The organism is Geobacter metallireducens GS-15, assembly GCF_000012925.1.
Classification (GTDB): Bacteria; Desulfobacterota; Desulfuromonadia; order Geobacterales; family Geobacteraceae; genus Geobacter; species Geobacter metallireducens.
In genome coordinates, this window is the sequence record NC_007517.1 from 2165657 (window position 1) to 2180482 (window position 14826).

General features: G+C 55.2%; 13 protein-coding genes and 2 tRNA genes. 6 read left to right on the forward strand and 9 right to left on the reverse strand.

What is annotated here, in order from left to right; all coding sequences use genetic code 11:
• The 5 genes from purL to GMET_RS09825 form a co-directional block, all read right to left on the reverse strand.
• The gene (purL, locus tag GMET_RS09805; RefSeq protein WP_004511902.1) at positions 1 to 2991 is read right to left on the reverse strand and encodes a phosphoribosylformylglycinamidine synthase subunit PurL; all 2991 of its coding nucleotides are present in this window, start codon (positions 2989 to 2991) and stop codon (positions 1 to 3) included.
• Positions 2992 to 4074 (reverse strand): mechanosensitive ion channel family protein, encoded by a 1083-nt coding sequence (locus GMET_RS09810; protein ID WP_004511901.1) that lies wholly within the window; start codon positions 4072 to 4074, stop codon positions 2992 to 2994.
• Positions 4067 to 5362 (reverse strand): adenylosuccinate lyase, encoded by a 1296-nt coding sequence (gene purB, locus GMET_RS09815; protein ID WP_004511900.1) that lies wholly within the window; start codon positions 5360 to 5362, stop codon positions 4067 to 4069. The genes GMET_RS09810 and purB overlap by 8 nt, the downstream gene beginning before the upstream one ends.
• A gap of 73 nt (positions 5363 to 5435) precedes the next feature.
• Positions 5436 to 6206, reverse strand: a complete 771-nt coding sequence (locus tag GMET_RS09820) for an MBL fold metallo-hydrolase (protein ID WP_011365889.1) — start codon at positions 6204 to 6206, stop codon at positions 5436 to 5438.
• A 128-nt stretch (positions 6207 to 6334) separates the two neighbouring features.
• Positions 6335 to 8407, reverse strand: a complete 2073-nt coding sequence (locus tag GMET_RS09825) for an ATP-binding protein (RefSeq protein WP_011365890.1) — start codon at positions 8405 to 8407, stop codon at positions 6335 to 6337.
• Positions 8408 to 8632: 225 nt separating this feature from the next.
• Here GMET_RS09825 and gap point away from each other — a divergent pair, with 225 nt between their 5' ends.
• The 5 genes from gap to GMET_RS09845 all read left to right on the forward strand — a co-directional run bounded on the left by gap (position 8633) and on the right by GMET_RS09845 (position 12341).
• Entirely contained in the window at positions 8633 to 9628 is a 996-nt protein-coding gene (gene gap / locus GMET_RS09830) for a type I glyceraldehyde-3-phosphate dehydrogenase (protein ID WP_004511897.1), read from the forward strand.
• Positions 9629 to 9740: 112 nt separating this feature from the next.
• Complete coding sequence (gene pgk, locus GMET_RS09835; protein ID WP_004511896.1) at positions 9741 to 10937, forward strand: phosphoglycerate kinase; 1197 nt, start codon at positions 9741 to 9743, stop codon at positions 10935 to 10937.
• A gap of 20 nt (positions 10938 to 10957) precedes the next feature.
• Positions 10958 to 11713, forward strand: coding sequence for a triose-phosphate isomerase (tpiA, locus tag GMET_RS09840; RefSeq protein WP_011365891.1), 756 nt, complete (start codon positions 10958 to 10960; stop codon positions 11711 to 11713).
• An 84-nt stretch (positions 11714 to 11797) separates the two neighbouring features.
• Complete coding sequence (secG, locus tag GMET_RS18355; protein WP_011365892.1) at positions 11798 to 12193, forward strand: preprotein translocase subunit SecG; 396 nt, start codon at positions 11798 to 11800, stop codon at positions 12191 to 12193.
• 61 nt (positions 12194 to 12254) lie between these two features.
• Positions 12255 to 12341, forward strand: a tRNA-Leu gene (locus GMET_RS09845).
• Between the two features lie 334 nt (positions 12342 to 12675).
• Here GMET_RS09845 and GMET_RS18805 read toward each other — a convergent pair.
• Together GMET_RS18805 and GMET_RS09855 are read right to left on the reverse strand one after the other, a co-directional pair.
• Positions 12676 to 12978, reverse strand: a complete 303-nt coding sequence (locus GMET_RS18805) for a hypothetical protein (RefSeq protein ID WP_004511894.1) — start codon at positions 12976 to 12978, stop codon at positions 12676 to 12678.
• Positions 12978 to 13052, reverse strand: a tRNA-Cys gene (locus GMET_RS09855). The genes GMET_RS18805 and GMET_RS09855 overlap by 1 nt, the downstream gene beginning before the upstream one ends.
• A 163-nt stretch (positions 13053 to 13215) precedes the next feature.
• On the opposite strand from GMET_RS09855, the gene GMET_RS18360 reads away from it, so the two are divergent.
• A complete protein-coding gene (locus tag GMET_RS18360; RefSeq protein WP_004511893.1) occupies positions 13216 to 13404 on the forward strand; it encodes a hypothetical protein in 189 nt (62 codons plus the stop codon).
• 14 nt (positions 13405 to 13418) lie between these two features.
• On the opposite strand, the gene pgsA is transcribed toward GMET_RS18360, so the two are convergent.
• Positions 13419 to 14012: a CDP-diacylglycerol--glycerol-3-phosphate 3-phosphatidyltransferase gene (pgsA, locus tag GMET_RS09860; protein WP_004511892.1), complete on the reverse strand. Its 594-nt coding sequence runs from the start codon at positions 14010 to 14012 to the stop codon at positions 13419 to 13421.
• A 12-nt stretch (positions 14013 to 14024) separates the two neighbouring features.
• Positions 14025 to 14636: a lytic transglycosylase domain-containing protein gene (locus GMET_RS09865; RefSeq protein ID WP_004511891.1), complete on the reverse strand. Its 612-nt coding sequence runs from the start codon at positions 14634 to 14636 to the stop codon at positions 14025 to 14027.
• Between the last annotated feature and the right edge of the window lie 190 nt (positions 14637 to 14826).

The window sequence follows — 14826 nt, forward strand, 5'->3', positions numbered from 1 at the left end:
TTACAGCTCCCTCAGCGGGCTCTGCCACGCTTCTTTCAGTTCGTCGATGCTTGCTTCGACCACCGCCTGGCCGGAAAGGCCCGTGATACGCACCGCCCCCTCTTCCGTCACCACACCGATGGCAGAGAAGCAGTTCCCCGCCATGATCGCCTCGAAAGCATCGCGGTTCCCGGGACGCACCGTGACCAGGTGCCGTGACGCCGACTCGGAGAAGAGCAGAGCCGCATCATTGCGCATGGCGTCGTCGCCCGTCCAGAGAACCTTGCCCAGATCCGCGGAAATACCGTAACCGCCGGCAAAGGCCTTCTCGGCCAGGGCCACGGCGAGGCCGCCGTCGGAGAGGTCGTGGCAGGAGGCCACAAGCCCGCCGGTGATGGCCGTGTGCAGGGCGTTGTAGCGCTTGAGGGCCTTTTCGGGGTTCACCGTCGGCACGTTGTTGCCGATGACACCCTGCAATGCCAGATATTCGGAGCCCCCCAGTTCGTTGCCGGTTCTCCCCAGGAGGTAAACGACGTCGCCGGGGCGCTTGGCATCCATGGTGACGCTTCTGCGGGCGTCTTCTATCTTGCCGATGACCGAGAAGAGGATGGTCGGCGGGATGGAGATCTTGGTGGCCCCGTCGTAGAAGTCGTTTTTCATGGAGTCCTTGCCCGAGATGAGCGGCAGGTTGTAGGCGAGGCAGACGTCGTAGAGGGCCTGGTTCGCCCGCACCAGTTGGGCCATCTTGTACTCGCCGTCGGGAGTCTTTTCCGACCTCACCGGATCGCACCAGCAGAAGTTATCGAGCCCCGCCACGAGATCCAGGGCGCCACCCACGGCCACGTAGTTGCGCAGGGCTTCGTCAATGGCGTTGGCGGTCATGTGGTAGGTGTCGATGTCCGAGTAGCGGGGACAGATGCCGTGGGCAACCACCACCCCCTCGAAGGAGTCGAGGATTGGGCGGACCACCGCGGCATCGGAGGGGCCGTCGTTGGCCACGCCAGTGAAGGGCTTCACGACGCTTCCCCCCTGCACCTCATGGTCGTAACGGCGCACCACCGACTCCTTGGAGCAGATGTTGAGGGAACCGAGGAGCGCCTTCAGGTCCGCGGTGTAATCACCTTTCACCTGAAGGGTCGGTTCGGCATGGCGAGGTGGCACCCATTTGGCCGGAAGCTGCATGGGGGGAAGCCCCTCGTGCATGAACTCCATGGGGAGCCAGGCCACGGTGCGGTCACCGTAGAGGATATGGAAGTAGCCGCTGTCGGTGAACTCACCCAATACCGTCGCCTCGACGTTGAAGCGCTTCGCCATGGCCAGAAACTCGTCGATCTGCTCGGGGGGCACCGCAAGGCTCATCCGCTCCTGAGCTTCGGAGATGAGGATCTCCCACGGATCAAGCCCCGGATACTTGAGGGGGGCCTTTTCCAGGTCCATCCGGCAGCCGCCGCACTCGCCCGACATTTCCCCGATGGATGAGGAGAGCCCGCCGGCGCCGTTGTCGGTGATAAATCGGTAGAGCCCCTTGTCCCGGGCACGGATGAGGAAATCGAACATCCGCTTCTGGGTGATGGGGTCGCCGATCTGGACCGCCGTAACCGGAGAATTCTCGTTCAGCTCCTCGGAGGAGAAGGTGGCGCCGTGGATGCCGTCCTTGCCGATGCGGCCGCCGGTCATGACGATCAGGTCACCCGGCTTGATTGCTTTCTCGTGGCCCAACTCGCCGTTCAGGGTGGCCGGCATGATCCCGGCCGTGCCGCAGAAAACCAGGGGCTTGCCGGCAAATCGCTCGTCAAAAACGAGAGAGCCGTTCACCGTGGGGATGCCGCTCTTGTTGCCACCGTGCTCGACTCCCTCCACGACCCCTTCGTAGATGCGCCGGGGATGCAGGAGCCGCGACGGCAAGGGCTTATCGTAGAAGGGATCGGCGAAGCAGAAAACGTCCGTGTTGAAGATGAGCTTGGCACCTTTGCCGGTGCCGAAGGGATCCCTGTTCACGCCGACGATGCCGGTGAGAGCCCCGCCGTAGGGGTCGAGGGCTGATGGAGAGTTGTGGGTCTCCACCTTGAAGACCAAGGACCAGTCGTCGTTGAACCGAATGACCCCGGCGTTGTCCTTGAAGACCGAGAGGCAAAAGTCGCTGTCGCCCAGCTTTTCCCGCACGTCCTTTGTGGTGCGCTGGATGAACGACTTAAAGAGGGACTTGATCTCCTGCCGGTTCCCCTGCTCATCCTCGTAGTGAACCGTGCCGGCGAAGATCTTGTGTTTGCAGTGTTCGGACCAGGTCTGGGCCAGGCACTCCAGTTCCACGTCGGTCGGTCTAACGCCGAGACCCTGCTTCCGGCGCTCCTCCTGCACCTTCGGATCCCGGTAGTGGGCCTGGATGATCTTCATCTCCTCCAGGGTCAGGGCCAGAACCCCGTCCTTGCTGATACGCAGCAGCTCATCGTCGGAAACCTCCAGGTCGATATCCCTGACCTGGGCTTTGGTTTCGCCCTGAACTTTGGGGACCGAAACCGGCACTCCCCCCTGGGCCGCGAACTCGGCCCTGTCCAGAACCACGAAGCGCTGGATAAGGGCGTTGCCGAGGAGGTCCCGGGCGATCCGCTCCACGTCGGCACGGGAGAGTTTCCCGCTCAGAAGGTACTGGACCGAGGTGTAGACCCCCTCCCCCGCCTCCATGGGCCGGCCGGTGATGTACTCGATTGCTTCCCGGCCGGTGCGCCCCACGTTGTCGGTAACCCCGGGACGGTATCCCACCTCCACGAGAAAATCGAAACCGGCAGCCAGGGGACGGTCGATGCTCCAGACCTGGATGACCGGGTCGCAGAAGGGCTCCGAGGCGGCCTTGACAAGCTCCTCCTCGGAAAGCTTCGCATCAACGGTGTAGACGTCGATGGTCCGCACCGCTTCCACCGGCAGATGGAGAAAATGCTCGATCTCGCGTTTGATCCGCTCGCCACGGGCGTCACGGACGCCTTCCTTGAGGGCAATCTCAATTCGTCTCGCCATTTAGTTTTCCTTTTCCAGGAACACGGTCCGTGTCGGGTAGGGTATGGTGATGCCATGCTCCCTGAACCGGTTGATGATCTGTTCGTTGATGCGGTCGGTAACGGCGAAGAGCCGCGTATAATCCTCGACCCAGAAGAAGAGCGACATGCCGAGGGCACTATCGCCAAAGGAAACGAAAAACGCCTCCGGAGCAGGATTGGGGAGCACCTCGGGGACGTCGAGGGCCGTTTGAATCATGATCCCCTTAACCTTTTCCACGTCACTTTCGTAGCCGACCCCCACGTTTATCCGCCCCTTGGCCCTCGTGTCGGGATATGCCAGGTTGATAAGCGTCGTATTGCAGAGCTCGGAGTTGGGAATGACAAGAAGCGTGTTGTCGACGGTCTTGATCTTGGTGGTGCGCAGGCCGATATCGTTCACATCTCCCCATTGGCCGGAGGTGAGTTGGATCCGGTCTCCGATCCGGAACGGCCGGTCAACCATGAGGGTAAAGCCGGAAATCATGTTGGCCAGGGTGTCCTTGGCCGCCATGCCGATGGCGAGGGAGCCGACGCCAAGAGCCGTAAGCACCGACACGATGTCATAGTCGAAGTGCCTGAGCGTCACCATCAGGGCAATTCCCACCAGAAAAATCGTCACGATCTTTTCCAGGGGGGGGATGATCTGCCGGTCAACTCCGGCACCGTGCCGCTCGGCGAGCTTCGCACCGTACCATTCGAGGAGCTCCGCAATGACCCGCTCCACGATAACGGTGACGACGATAATGTTGAGGATATATACCGCTCCCGACAAAACCACATGGGCCTTCTCGGGGAGCGGCAGTGACCGTACCGCAAAGTAAAGGCCGGCGAAAACCACCAGGAGGCTTGCCGGCGGCGTTACCCGCTGGATGATCCGGTCGTCGAGGCCGGTGCGCGTAAAGGCGGTCAACCGGGGCACCCAGGAGGTGAGGATGTAGCGAACCACCTGGGAAAGACCCCAAAATAACGTGAATATGACAACGGCTACGAGGATCTCCTTCAACCAGAAGAGAAGGAGGTGATCTGACTCCTCGAGCCGGAGGAAATTGAGGATGTTATCCACCAAAGACCCTCGTGAAGATGGTGCCCACATGCTTCAGGTGATAGTTGAGGTCAAAGGCCTCGCGGATTTCCTCCTCGGGAAGAAAGCCACGCACGTCGGCATCGGCCAGAAGTTCTTCCTGGAAATCCTTCCCCTGCTCCCAGACCTTCATGGCGTTGCGCTGGACAAGCTCATAGGCCTTCTCGCGGGATGCGCCCGCATTGGCCAACTTCAGAAGCACCCGCTGGGAGAAGATGAGCCCCCGCATGAGGTTGAGGTTACGCATCATGTTCTCGGGGTAGACGACAAGGTTGTCGATGAGGCCGATGCAGCGGTTGAGCATGAAATCCATGACGATGGTGGCATCGGGACCGATGACCCGCTCCACCGACGAGTGGGAGATGTCTCTCTCGTGCCAGAGCGGCACGTTCTCCATGGCCGAAACCGCGTAGCCCCGTATGAGGCGGGCCAGGCCGGTGAGGTTCTCGGAAAGGACGGGGTTGCGCTTGTGGGGCATTGCCGAGGAGCCTTTCTGCCCCTTGCTGAAGTATTCCTCCGCCTCCAGGACTTCGGTACGCTGGAGATGGCGGATCTCAACAGCGAATTTTTCGATGGAGCTGGCAATGATGGCTAGGGCCGAGAAGAACTCGGCATGGCGGTCCCGCTGGATCACCTGGGTCGAGCAGGGAGCAGGCTTGAGGCCTCCCTTCTTGCAGACGTATTCCTCTACCCGCGGATCAATATTGGCAAAGGTACCGACCGCACCGGAAATCTTTCCGTAGGCGATGGTTTCGCGGGCAGACTCCATCCGGCGGAGGTTGCGCCGCATCTCGTCGTACCAGAGCGCCATCTTGATGCCGAAGGTAACCGGTTCGGCGTGGATGCCGTGGGAACGTCCCATCATGGGCGTATCCCTGTGCTCGAAGGCCCGGCGCTTGATCACCTCCATGAGGCGCTTGATGTCATCAATGATGAGGTCGGAAGCCTCGGCCAGGAGCATGGCAAAGGAGGTATCGAGAACGTCGGAGGAGGTAAGACCCAGGTGCACGAAGCGGGAATCGTCGCCGATGTAGTCGGCGACGGAGGTGAGGAAAGCAATGACGTCGTGCTTGACGGTTCGCTCGATCTCGTCGATCCGCTCAACGTCGAAGTCGGCCTTGGCCTTGATCCGCTCGACGGCCTCACGGGGGATATTGCCCAGTTCGGCATGGGCCTCACAAGCGAAGATTTCTATGTCGAGCCATTTCTGATAACGGTTGCGCGCTTCCCAGATGCGGGTCATTTCAGGACGACTGTAGCGTTCGATCACGGTGCATTCTCCTTCGTCTTTGGCAAAATAACAGGGCCGGCGCTCGATAGAGTGCCAGCCCTCGACAGTGTTGTCAGAGGGTCAGCGTTTCACTGGGACGGTATTGGTCCCCGACGATGAGGCGGGGCGAGCAGGTGGTCTGAGCGACCAGAAGATTCTCCGCCACTTCCTTGGCCACGGCAGGGTCGTTGTTGACCTCGGAAAGGTGGGCGAGGAACAGACCTTCTAGACCGGGGTGAAGGACCTCGGCAAGAAGTGCCGCCGAATCGTTGTTGGACAGATGACCATGACGGGACTTGATCCGCTGCTTGAGATGCCATGGATAGGGGCCGCCCATCAGCATCTCTTCATCGTGGTTCGACTCGAGAACGAGAACACGGCATCTCTTGAGCTTATCCGCCACAAGCCGTGTCGCCGTGCCGAGGTCAGTGGCAATCCCCACCTTCCCTTCCTTGCTTTCGATGGTGAATCCCACCGGGTCACAGGCATCGTGGGTGATGGGAAAAGGGTCGATGAGCAAATCCCTGAAGCCGAACGAATAGCCCGACTCGAATTCGACCACGGGGGCGTCACCGAATCCCTCCCGGACCTCGTGATGGGTCGGGTAACTGACATGGACTGGCAACCGGTATTTCCGGGCAAGCACTCCGACCCCTCTCACATGGTCCACGTGCTCATGGCTTATGAAAAGCCCGTCAAGGTCAGCAGGTTCAACTTCGATAACGGCTAGACGACGGACAATTTCCCTGGCTGAAAGGCCGGCATCGATGAGGACTCTGGTCCCGTCCGATTCGACAAACAAAGAATTTCCCTTGCTTCCGCTGGCAAGCAGACAGACCCTCACAAACCCTCCGTCCATCGGTTGCAGGGACACCATCCCCCATCGCTCAATAAACTCAAATTTTATACCGGAAAGGATGCGTATATTCAAGGCTAAACACGGAAGATTTTTCTAATGAGTCAACAAGGAAACTACTTGAGAAGGTTGAGATAATCGATGGTCCCGTCACCGGTTATGGGGTTGAGGGGGAGTACGATGTGAAAGGTGGAGCCGGGAAATTGGTCGGGGTTGTAGCCGGGCGATTCGACCCAGATTTCACCGCCATGCATTTCTACTATTCCCTTGGAGATCGAAAGACCGAGGCCGGCCCCACGCGACTTGAAGGCAACTTTTCCCGAGGAGTGTTCCTCGATATTTCCCGCTTCATAGAACTTGTCAAATATTCTGAGCTGGTCGTCGATGTCGATACCAATCCCCGTGTCGGCCACGGTTATCTCCACATAGAGATGCTGGTCCTTGCCGATATTGACCAGCGACTGGACCGGATCCACCGTTGGAATCTGCTTGGAGCGCAAAATATACTTGGCTCGCGTGGAAACCATAATCCGTCCTCCATCGGGAGTGAACTTGATGGCATTGCCGATCACATTCGAAAGGAGTTGCATGAGTCGAACCGTGTCCCCCTTGATGGCCGGAATAGCATCATCAAGCTCAAAAACCAATTGTTGCTTGCGCATGGACACAAAAAAGCGGAGTTCATTCAGGGAATCCTCCACCAACCGGTTCACATCAACCTCGCTGAGTTTCAACTGCAACCGTTTCTCGTCGATCATCGAGACGTCGACCATGTCCTTGACGATGTTGTCGAGTCGGTTAGCGGCACCGGCAATGTTGTTCACCATGTCGATGATATTGGGATCGACCTGGCAAGGCGGGTCCGTCAGGATAAGCTCCGCATACCCCATGATAACCGTGAGGGGAGTCTTGAGTTCGTGGGATGCTATGCCGAGGAACGAATCCTTCATCTTATTAAGGCGTGCCAAGTCGGCTGCACTCTTCTCAAGGTTCAGCAGAATTTCTCGCTCACGGGTGACGTCACGGATGATGGCCTGAATCAGCCGTTCTGCACCAATGGTGACGATGTTGGCGTGAATGAGACCAACCACTAATTCTTTGTCCTTCCTGAGGAACTTAATTTCTTCCGCCACATGCTTACCAGTCCCCGCCACCTGAAAAAAATTGTAGACAATCGAGGAATTCTGGGTTCCCACCAGCGTGAGCATACGACTAAGGGATAATCCGACAAGTTCGGCCGCATCATGGCCAAAGAAGTCTTCAGCCATTTTGTTGACCATCTTGACCATGTCGTTTTCGTCAGTGACGACAATGGCATCACTTGCATCTTCGAGAAGCGATTTGTAGAGTTCCTCCGATTTTTCCAGGTCGAGGCTCAGGCTCTCCAGCTTGAGATACGAGGAATGAAGGTCGTTGTGGATATTTTCCAGTTCCTGATAATTGCTCCGTATCTCCTCTTCGCGATTCTTGAGGGTATCAGACATGAGATTCACGCTGCTGGCCAATTCATTGAATTCATAAACAGGCAATTGATTAATCCGGTGATTGAACTCTCCTTCCGATACCTTCCTGACACCAGCCAGAAGAGCAGCAATGGGCTGGCCGATGTTTCGCTTGACAAAAATCACCACCAACGAAAATGAGACCAGGAAGACAACCGCAAGAAGGAGTAGCGAACGAATGATTATCACCTGCACCTTCGCGGACACGACATGTACCGAAAAACCAATGTGTATGAGGGCGACTTGCTTTCCGTCAGGGGAGCGAACCGGCGTAACGGTATCGTAGTAGGAACCGTCGTCACCGATGAGGTGGATGTTCTGATCGAGGCGGGTTGTAAATGCCCTTCGAATAATATCGAAACGGATGTTCCGGTAGACAGGATCGTTCAGGTGAAGGATATTCCCCTCACTGTCAGTAATAATACAGTAGGCAACTTCAGGGCTCGATGCGACAACTTCGCGACATTTATCATTCAATCCCTCGATGTCTTTGACATCGATACCGAGCCCCACCACCTTTTCCAAATTCGCCCGCAGAGATGAACCGAGGCTTTGAGACCTCATGATAAGGGCCTGAATGTAGTCTCTTCTGAACCCCACGATATCCATACCTGAATTTGCGGCAATCGTGAGAAAAAGAATAATGAAGGCGAAGATGATTATTCTTTTTTCTAGAGTTTTTTTCATAAATTAATTTGATTATTCGGCTAGTTAGGCTTATCAAGCGAATTCATACTACCACATTTCCTCAAAGCAATAACCTTTAAAATTCAACCAATGCATCTCCCAAGAGCAGATGCCTTAGCAAGTAAGGACAAAAAGGTTGACTCGTAACAAATTACTTTATTATGATGTCAAAGTTTACAATTAAAGCCGTCCAAGGCTAACATATCAAACCAACAGGAGGGTTCAATGGCTCTAAGGGTTGCAATCAACGGCTTCGGTAGAATCGGGCGTTCCGTACTCCGTGCGGCAATCAAGGAGAAAGGTATCGAGTTTGTCGCCATCAACGACCTCACCGATGCCAAGACCCTAGCACACCTGCTCAAGTATGACTCTGTTCACGGACCGTTTCCCGGCAAAGTCGAAGCCGGCAATGGTGAAATCATAGTCAACGGCAAACCGATCAAGATCCTTGCCGTAAGGAATCCTGAGGAACTCCCCTGGAAGAAGGAAAAGATCGACGTGGTCCTCGAGTCAACCGGTCTGTTCACCTCCCGTGAAAAGGCCGAACTTCACCTGAAAGCAGGCGCAAAAAAAATTATCATCTCCGCTCCTGCCACCAACGAGGACATCACCATCGTCATGGGTGTCAACAGCAACCTCTATGACCCCAAGAAGCACAACATCATCTCAAATGCTTCCTGCACCACCAACTGCCTGGCGCCGGTTGCCAAGGTGTTGCACGAAACCTTCGGCATCGAAAAAGGCCTGGTGACGACGGTTCACTCCTACACCAACGACCAGCAGATCCTTGACCTTCCCCATAAAGACCTGCGCCGGGCCCGCGCGGCCGCCATGTCCATGATTCCGACCTCCACTGGCGCTGCCAAGGCAGTCGCCCTTGTGCTGCCCGAGTTGAAGGGGAAACTGGATGGCATGGCAATTCGCGTCCCGACCCCCAACGTCTCGGTCGTTGACCTCGTTGTTACCCTTTCCAAGAAGGCAGATGCCGACAAAGTAAACGCGGCCCTGAAAAAGGCCTCCAAGGGTTCCCTCAAGGGTGTTCTGGGCTTTTCGGAGGAACCTCTCGTCTCCATCGACTTCAATGGCAATCCCCTCTCCTCCATCGTTGATGCCGGCTGCACCAAGGTGATCGAGGGGAACATGGTCAAGGTTCTTTCCTGGTATGACAACGAAACAGGCTTCTCCCACCGCGTCGTTGATCTCATGAAACTCATCGCATAACAATTACTCAAACCCACAGGGGGGATTATTCCCCCCTTTTTTTGTCTTCAGCCCGGCATCCGTTGCCTCTGGCACATGGTTTTCATTATCACAACGGTTTCAGGAGGGTACCATGGCAATCCGCTATATCGACGAAATCGAAAGTCTCAAGGGGAAAAAGGTATTTATCAGGGTCGACTTCAACGTTCCTCTGGATGAACATCAGAATATAACCGAAGACACCCGGATCCGGGCCGTCCTTCCCACTATCAACTTTGCCCTTGATGCGGGCGCCAAGGTAATTCTTGCATCCCACTTGGGTCGCCCAAAGGGTGAGCGAAAACCGAAGTATTCCATGGCTCCGGCGGCCAAGCGCCTCTCGCGCCTGCTCAACAAGGAAGTGCAACTGGCTCCCGACTGCATCGGCGATGAAGTCAAGAAGATGATCGACGCCATGAAACCGGGCGAAGTCCTTCTACTCGAAAACGTCCGTTTCTACGAGGGCGAAGAGAAAAATGACGCCGATTTCGCCAAGGCCCTGGCCAACGACTGTGAAATATACATCAACGACGCCTTTGCCGTCTCCCACAGGGCCCACGCATCCGTCGAAGCCATCACGAAGTTTTTCCCGGTCGTCGCTGCCGGTTTCCTCATGAACAATGAGATTAATTATTTCGAGAAGGCGATGCAAAAGCCCATCAGGCCCTTGGTCGCCATTCTCGGCGGGGCCAAGGTTTCCGGAAAACTTGAGGTATTGGAAAGCCTGGTCAACAAGGTAGACAAGATTATCATTGGCGGCGGCATGGCCTTCACGTTCCTCAAAGCCCTCGGCTATAACGTCGGCAAATCGCTGGTGGAGGAAGAACTGCTGGAAATCGCCCTCACTACCTACACCAAGGCCCGTGAAAAAGGCGTGAAATTCTATCTACCGGTCGACTGCGTTGCGGCCGACCGCTTCAACCCCGAGGCTGAAACCAAAGTGACGACCATTCAGGAAATCCCCGAGGAGTGGATGGCACTCGACATCGGACCGGCAACCGTGACCCTCTTCACGGAAGCGCTCCAGAACGCCAAAACCATTATCTGGAATGGTCCCATGGGCGTATTCGAGATGGATGCCTTCTCCCGCGGAACCTTTGCCATGGTTTCGGCCGTGGCCAACTCCTATGCTCTCACCATCGTCGGAGGAGGAGACACCGATTCAGCCGTCCATCGCGCGGGGGAATACGCGAAGATCAGCTACATTTCCACAGGCGGCGGCGCGTTCCTGGAACTCCTCGAAGGGAAGCATCTTCCCGGCATCAAAGTGCTGGAAGAAAACGGCAAGTAGATAACAAACGGGGTGACGACATGAGAACACCGATTATTGCTGGCAATTGGAAACTCTTCAAAAAGAGCAGCGAAGCACAAGACTTCGTTGCCGAACTGATCCCTCTCGTCCAGAAAACCACTGACGTGGAAATCGTTATTGCGCCTGTATTTACCGTTCTTTCTGCCGTTAAACGAGCCATTGCCGATTGCAACATAATGCTTTCTGCTCAAGATTGCTTCTGGGAAGAGGAAGGGGCCTTCACCGGCGAAATTTCTCCCGGCATGCTTGTGGACGCCGGATGCAGCCATGTTATAATTGGCCATTCCGAGCGGAGGCAGTATTTTGGTGAAACCGACGAAACCGTCAACCGGAAGATCAAGGCGGCTATTACAGCAGGTCTTACAGTCCTTTTCTGCATCGGTGAAACACTTGCCGAACGTGAAGCAGACAAAACCTTTGAGGTGCTCAGGACCCAGATCGAGAATGGTTTGGCCGGACTCGCAAGGGGCGATCTTGCCAAAATCGTAATTGCGTACGAACCGGTCTGGGCCATAGGTACCGGTAAAACCGCCACTGATGAGCAGGCACAGATAGCGCATGCATTCATCCGCAAGGTCGTGGGCGAGCTGTTTACCGTCCAGATAGCCGAAACTATTCGTATACTCTATGGCGGAAGCGTAAAACCGGAAAATGTCAGAGGGCTCATGAATCAACCTGACATCGACGGCGCTTTGGTGGGTGGAGCGAGCCTCAAGGCAGACTCATTTGGAGCAATCGTCAACTATAAAGCGTAAAACGCCACGGTTGATTCTCTATTGGCATTTCCTGAATGATGTGCTATTAGTTTTAAGTTGCTACATTCATTGGAGTTACGTCTTATGACTATTCTACTCACGATTCTTCACATTCTGGTATGCATCGCACTTATCGCAATCGTCCTGCTGCAATCGGGCAAAGGCGCAGAGATGGGGGCATCTTTTGGTGCAGGGGGAAGCCAATCTGTATTCGGCGCGGGTGGAGGCACCACGTTTCTGAGCAAGCTTACGACCGGTGCAGCCATCATCTTCATGCTCACTTCTCTTACACTTGCCTACCTGTCTGGACAGTCAGAAACCTCTTCAATTATGCCAAAAGGAACGGTTGCCCCCTCACCCCGGAAGACAGCAGCACCGCCTACCACGCAACCGACTGGCACCCCGCAGGCGCCAGTCCAATCGACACCGACACCGCAACCATCTCAGCGTTCCTCTGAGTCGGCCCCTCAGACAAAATAGATAAAAGGCCGCAAAAAAGTATTGACCTTTAAGAGCAGACAATGATATAAAGTTTTTCCTTGCCGAAGTGGTGGAATTGGTAGACACACCATCTTGAGGGGGTGGCGGGCAATAGCTCGTGCGAGTTCGAGTCTCGCCTTCGGCACCAATTAAATGATATCAAGCCCTTGGCTTGAATAAACCAGAGAGAACCTGTCTCTCCTACAGTTTTAGAACTGTAGGAGAGACAGGTTTTTTCATGTCCAGCATACAACTCTTCACACGAAACAGTAGGTATTACCACCTGCAATGGATCCCCCCAGACCTCCGCTCCCTGCATGGTGAGAGGGTCGAGCCAGTAAAGCCCCCCCCTGAAGACCGCTGACAGGAAGCAAGCCCAAGGGTTAGCCTCAGGTCGGTACCAAAAGTATACTGTCACCTCCTCCCTTCTCCGGTCTGGCCTCCTTGCTCCTGACCAAACCCCAGACCCCCTCGCAGAGGACTCACCCAAGAAACGGAAGGATCAAGCTGAAGCAGTGAATCACGACGTCAGCCCTCCCCGCCCTCATCCTAAGCCCCTTGCTCAACTCTTCATTGAGGAACACTCCCCAAGTGTTCCCCCAGGACTCAACAGGAATATACTGCTGCCGGTCAAGGAAAAGAGTCGGAGATACAAACTGAAATTTAATGATAATTGTTGTGCAACGAGACAGAAAGTGCAGAACGCTCTTCAAAAGGTTCCGCAAAAAGAGGTTGATGACAAAGAAAAAGGGGTTAACCATATTGGCTAACCCCTTGATTTCCATGGAGGCGGCGACCGGATTTGAACCGGTGAATAAAGGTTTTGCAGACCTTTGCCTTACCACTTGGCGACGCCGCCCTGTTGTGAAAGAGAATTTGCTTTATACCTTCTTTCACTATCGGTGTCAACGTTAAATTGATATCGGAGGTGACCGCCGACAGCTTGACATACTGTATATTTTACGGCGACAATAGCCTCAGAATTTATCCGTACCAAATCCATCGTTACCGGGAGGCGATCCATGGCTGAACAGATGACATGCAGTTGCGGCGAAAAGCACCAAGGACATCTCTGTGTTCTCAAGAGCAAGGGAATGATGAAAGAAGTTAGCCATCTCACTTCAAACCCGACCGTCGTCTGCTTTATCTGCGGGTCCAAAGCAAATTCAGGGGACAATGTCTGTGAGCCTATGGCACTGGAAGAGAAATAAGACCTAGGAAATGGTCAGCGGGCTATTACCCTCATGAACTTGGCAAGGTAGTCGGCTCCGGACCAGACAGTCATAATTGTGGCGATCCAGAGATAGAACATCCCTGCATTGTGCATGTTGACGATGAGATAGGGGTTGTCGACCCCGAAAAACCAGTGGTAGTCATAGTGGAGAAGCAGCCCGATGATAGCCACCATCTGGAAGATGGTCTTGAACTTTCCCAGATCGCTGGCGGATATGACAATCCCCTCGCTGGAGGCGATCCCCCGCAGCCCCGTAATGATGATCTCGCGGCCGAGGATTACAAGAACCATCCAGGCAGGAACCCGATTGTAGGGGAGGATCATGATGAGTGCCGCCATCACCATGAGCTTGTCTGCAATGGGGTCAAGGAACTTGCCGAAGACAGTAACGATACCCATCCTGCGGGCTAGATAGCCGTCAAGCCAGTCGGTGGTTGAGGCGACGGCGAACACGGCAGCGGCCCAGAATCCCGCTTCCCGGGACGGTGACAGAAGAAGCACCGCCAAAACGGGTATCAGAGCGATTCGCAGGAGAGTGAGAATGTTCGGGATATTCCAGATGGTCTTGGCGTTAGTGTCAGGCATGTACGCTGATTCTCAATTGGTGGTCTGGTAGGATTTTCTGTAAGTAAGCACCCTGTCGACATAGGTGCGCGTTTCCTGATAAGGGGGAATGCCGTTATACTGGGCTACCCGTGAAAGTCCGGCATTATAGGCTGCCAGGGCCAAGCTCTCATCACCCCGGAACGTATCGAGCAGGAAGCGAAGGTAGCGGACACCACCGCGAATGTTCTCCCGCGGGTCGAGGCTGTTAGCCACTTTCAGATCCCGGGCCGTCTTGGGCATGAGCTGCATGAGCCCACTTGCCCCCTTGGGGGAGACGGCATTGGGGTTGTATCCCGATTCGGCATGGATTACAGCCTTCACCAGCGATCTGTCAACGCCGAATTCCTGGGCGCACTGGGTGATGATCGGCTCGAATTCGGCAGGGTCACGGGTAAAGCGTGCAAGCTTAAACGTGGTGCGAAGCTTCCGGTCCCGCTTGATATCCCTCATGAAAATCTTGAACCGTTTATCGGTGGGGGCGTCGGTAAAATGAACGACCCCCTCTTCATCTTCGTACCGGTAAATGTCTGCGTTGGCGTCAAAGTACCCCACTCCCCCCAGGAGCAAGAGGGCAAGAGCCAGAATACTGGCAACTTTCGGCATGTTTCCTCCCAAACAGCGCTGATCGGCGTCCCTGCCGAAAGCCATTCAAAATATAGACCAACTCAGAAGGCAATGCAACCCCAACGGTCATCTCAAAGGTCGTAACCATCCTTAAATACCTTGACAAAGGGGGGAGGCAGGAGAATAATCGGCATTCTTCATAAATACTTACACATCCTTTACCCAATAA

What these genes read in the sequence shown, in the direction of transcription:
- tpiA (WP_011365891.1), top strand. Translation starts at nt 10,958, where the DNA reads ATGAGAACACCGATTATTGCTGGCAATTGGAAACTCTTCAAAAAGAGC.
- gap (WP_004511897.1), top strand. Translation starts at nt 8,633, where the DNA reads ATGGCTCTAAGGGTTGCAATCAACGGCTTCGGTAGAATCGGGCGTTCC.
- GMET_RS09825 (WP_011365890.1), bottom strand. Translation starts at nt 8,407, where the DNA reads ATGAAAAAAACTCTAGAAAAAAGAATAATCATCTTCGCCTTCATTATT.
- GMET_RS18805 (WP_004511894.1), bottom strand. Translation starts at nt 12,978, where the DNA reads ATGGAAATCAAGGGGTTAGCCAATATGGTTAACCCCTTTTTCTTTGTC.
- purL (WP_004511902.1), bottom strand. Translation starts at nt 2,991, where the DNA reads ATGGCGAGACGAATTGAGATTGCCCTCAAGGAAGGCGTCCGTGACGCC.
- pgk (WP_004511896.1), top strand. Translation starts at nt 9,741, where the DNA reads ATGGCAATCCGCTATATCGACGAAATCGAAAGTCTCAAGGGGAAAAAG.
- GMET_RS09865 (WP_004511891.1), bottom strand. Translation starts at nt 14,636, where the DNA reads ATGCCGAAAGTTGCCAGTATTCTGGCTCTTGCCCTCTTGCTCCTGGGG.
- secG (WP_011365892.1), top strand. Translation starts at nt 11,798, where the DNA reads ATGACTATTCTACTCACGATTCTTCACATTCTGGTATGCATCGCACTT.
- GMET_RS18360 (WP_004511893.1), top strand. Translation starts at nt 13,216, where the DNA reads ATGGCTGAACAGATGACATGCAGTTGCGGCGAAAAGCACCAAGGACAT.
- pgsA (WP_004511892.1), bottom strand. Translation starts at nt 14,012, where the DNA reads ATGCCTGACACTAACGCCAAGACCATCTGGAATATCCCGAACATTCTC.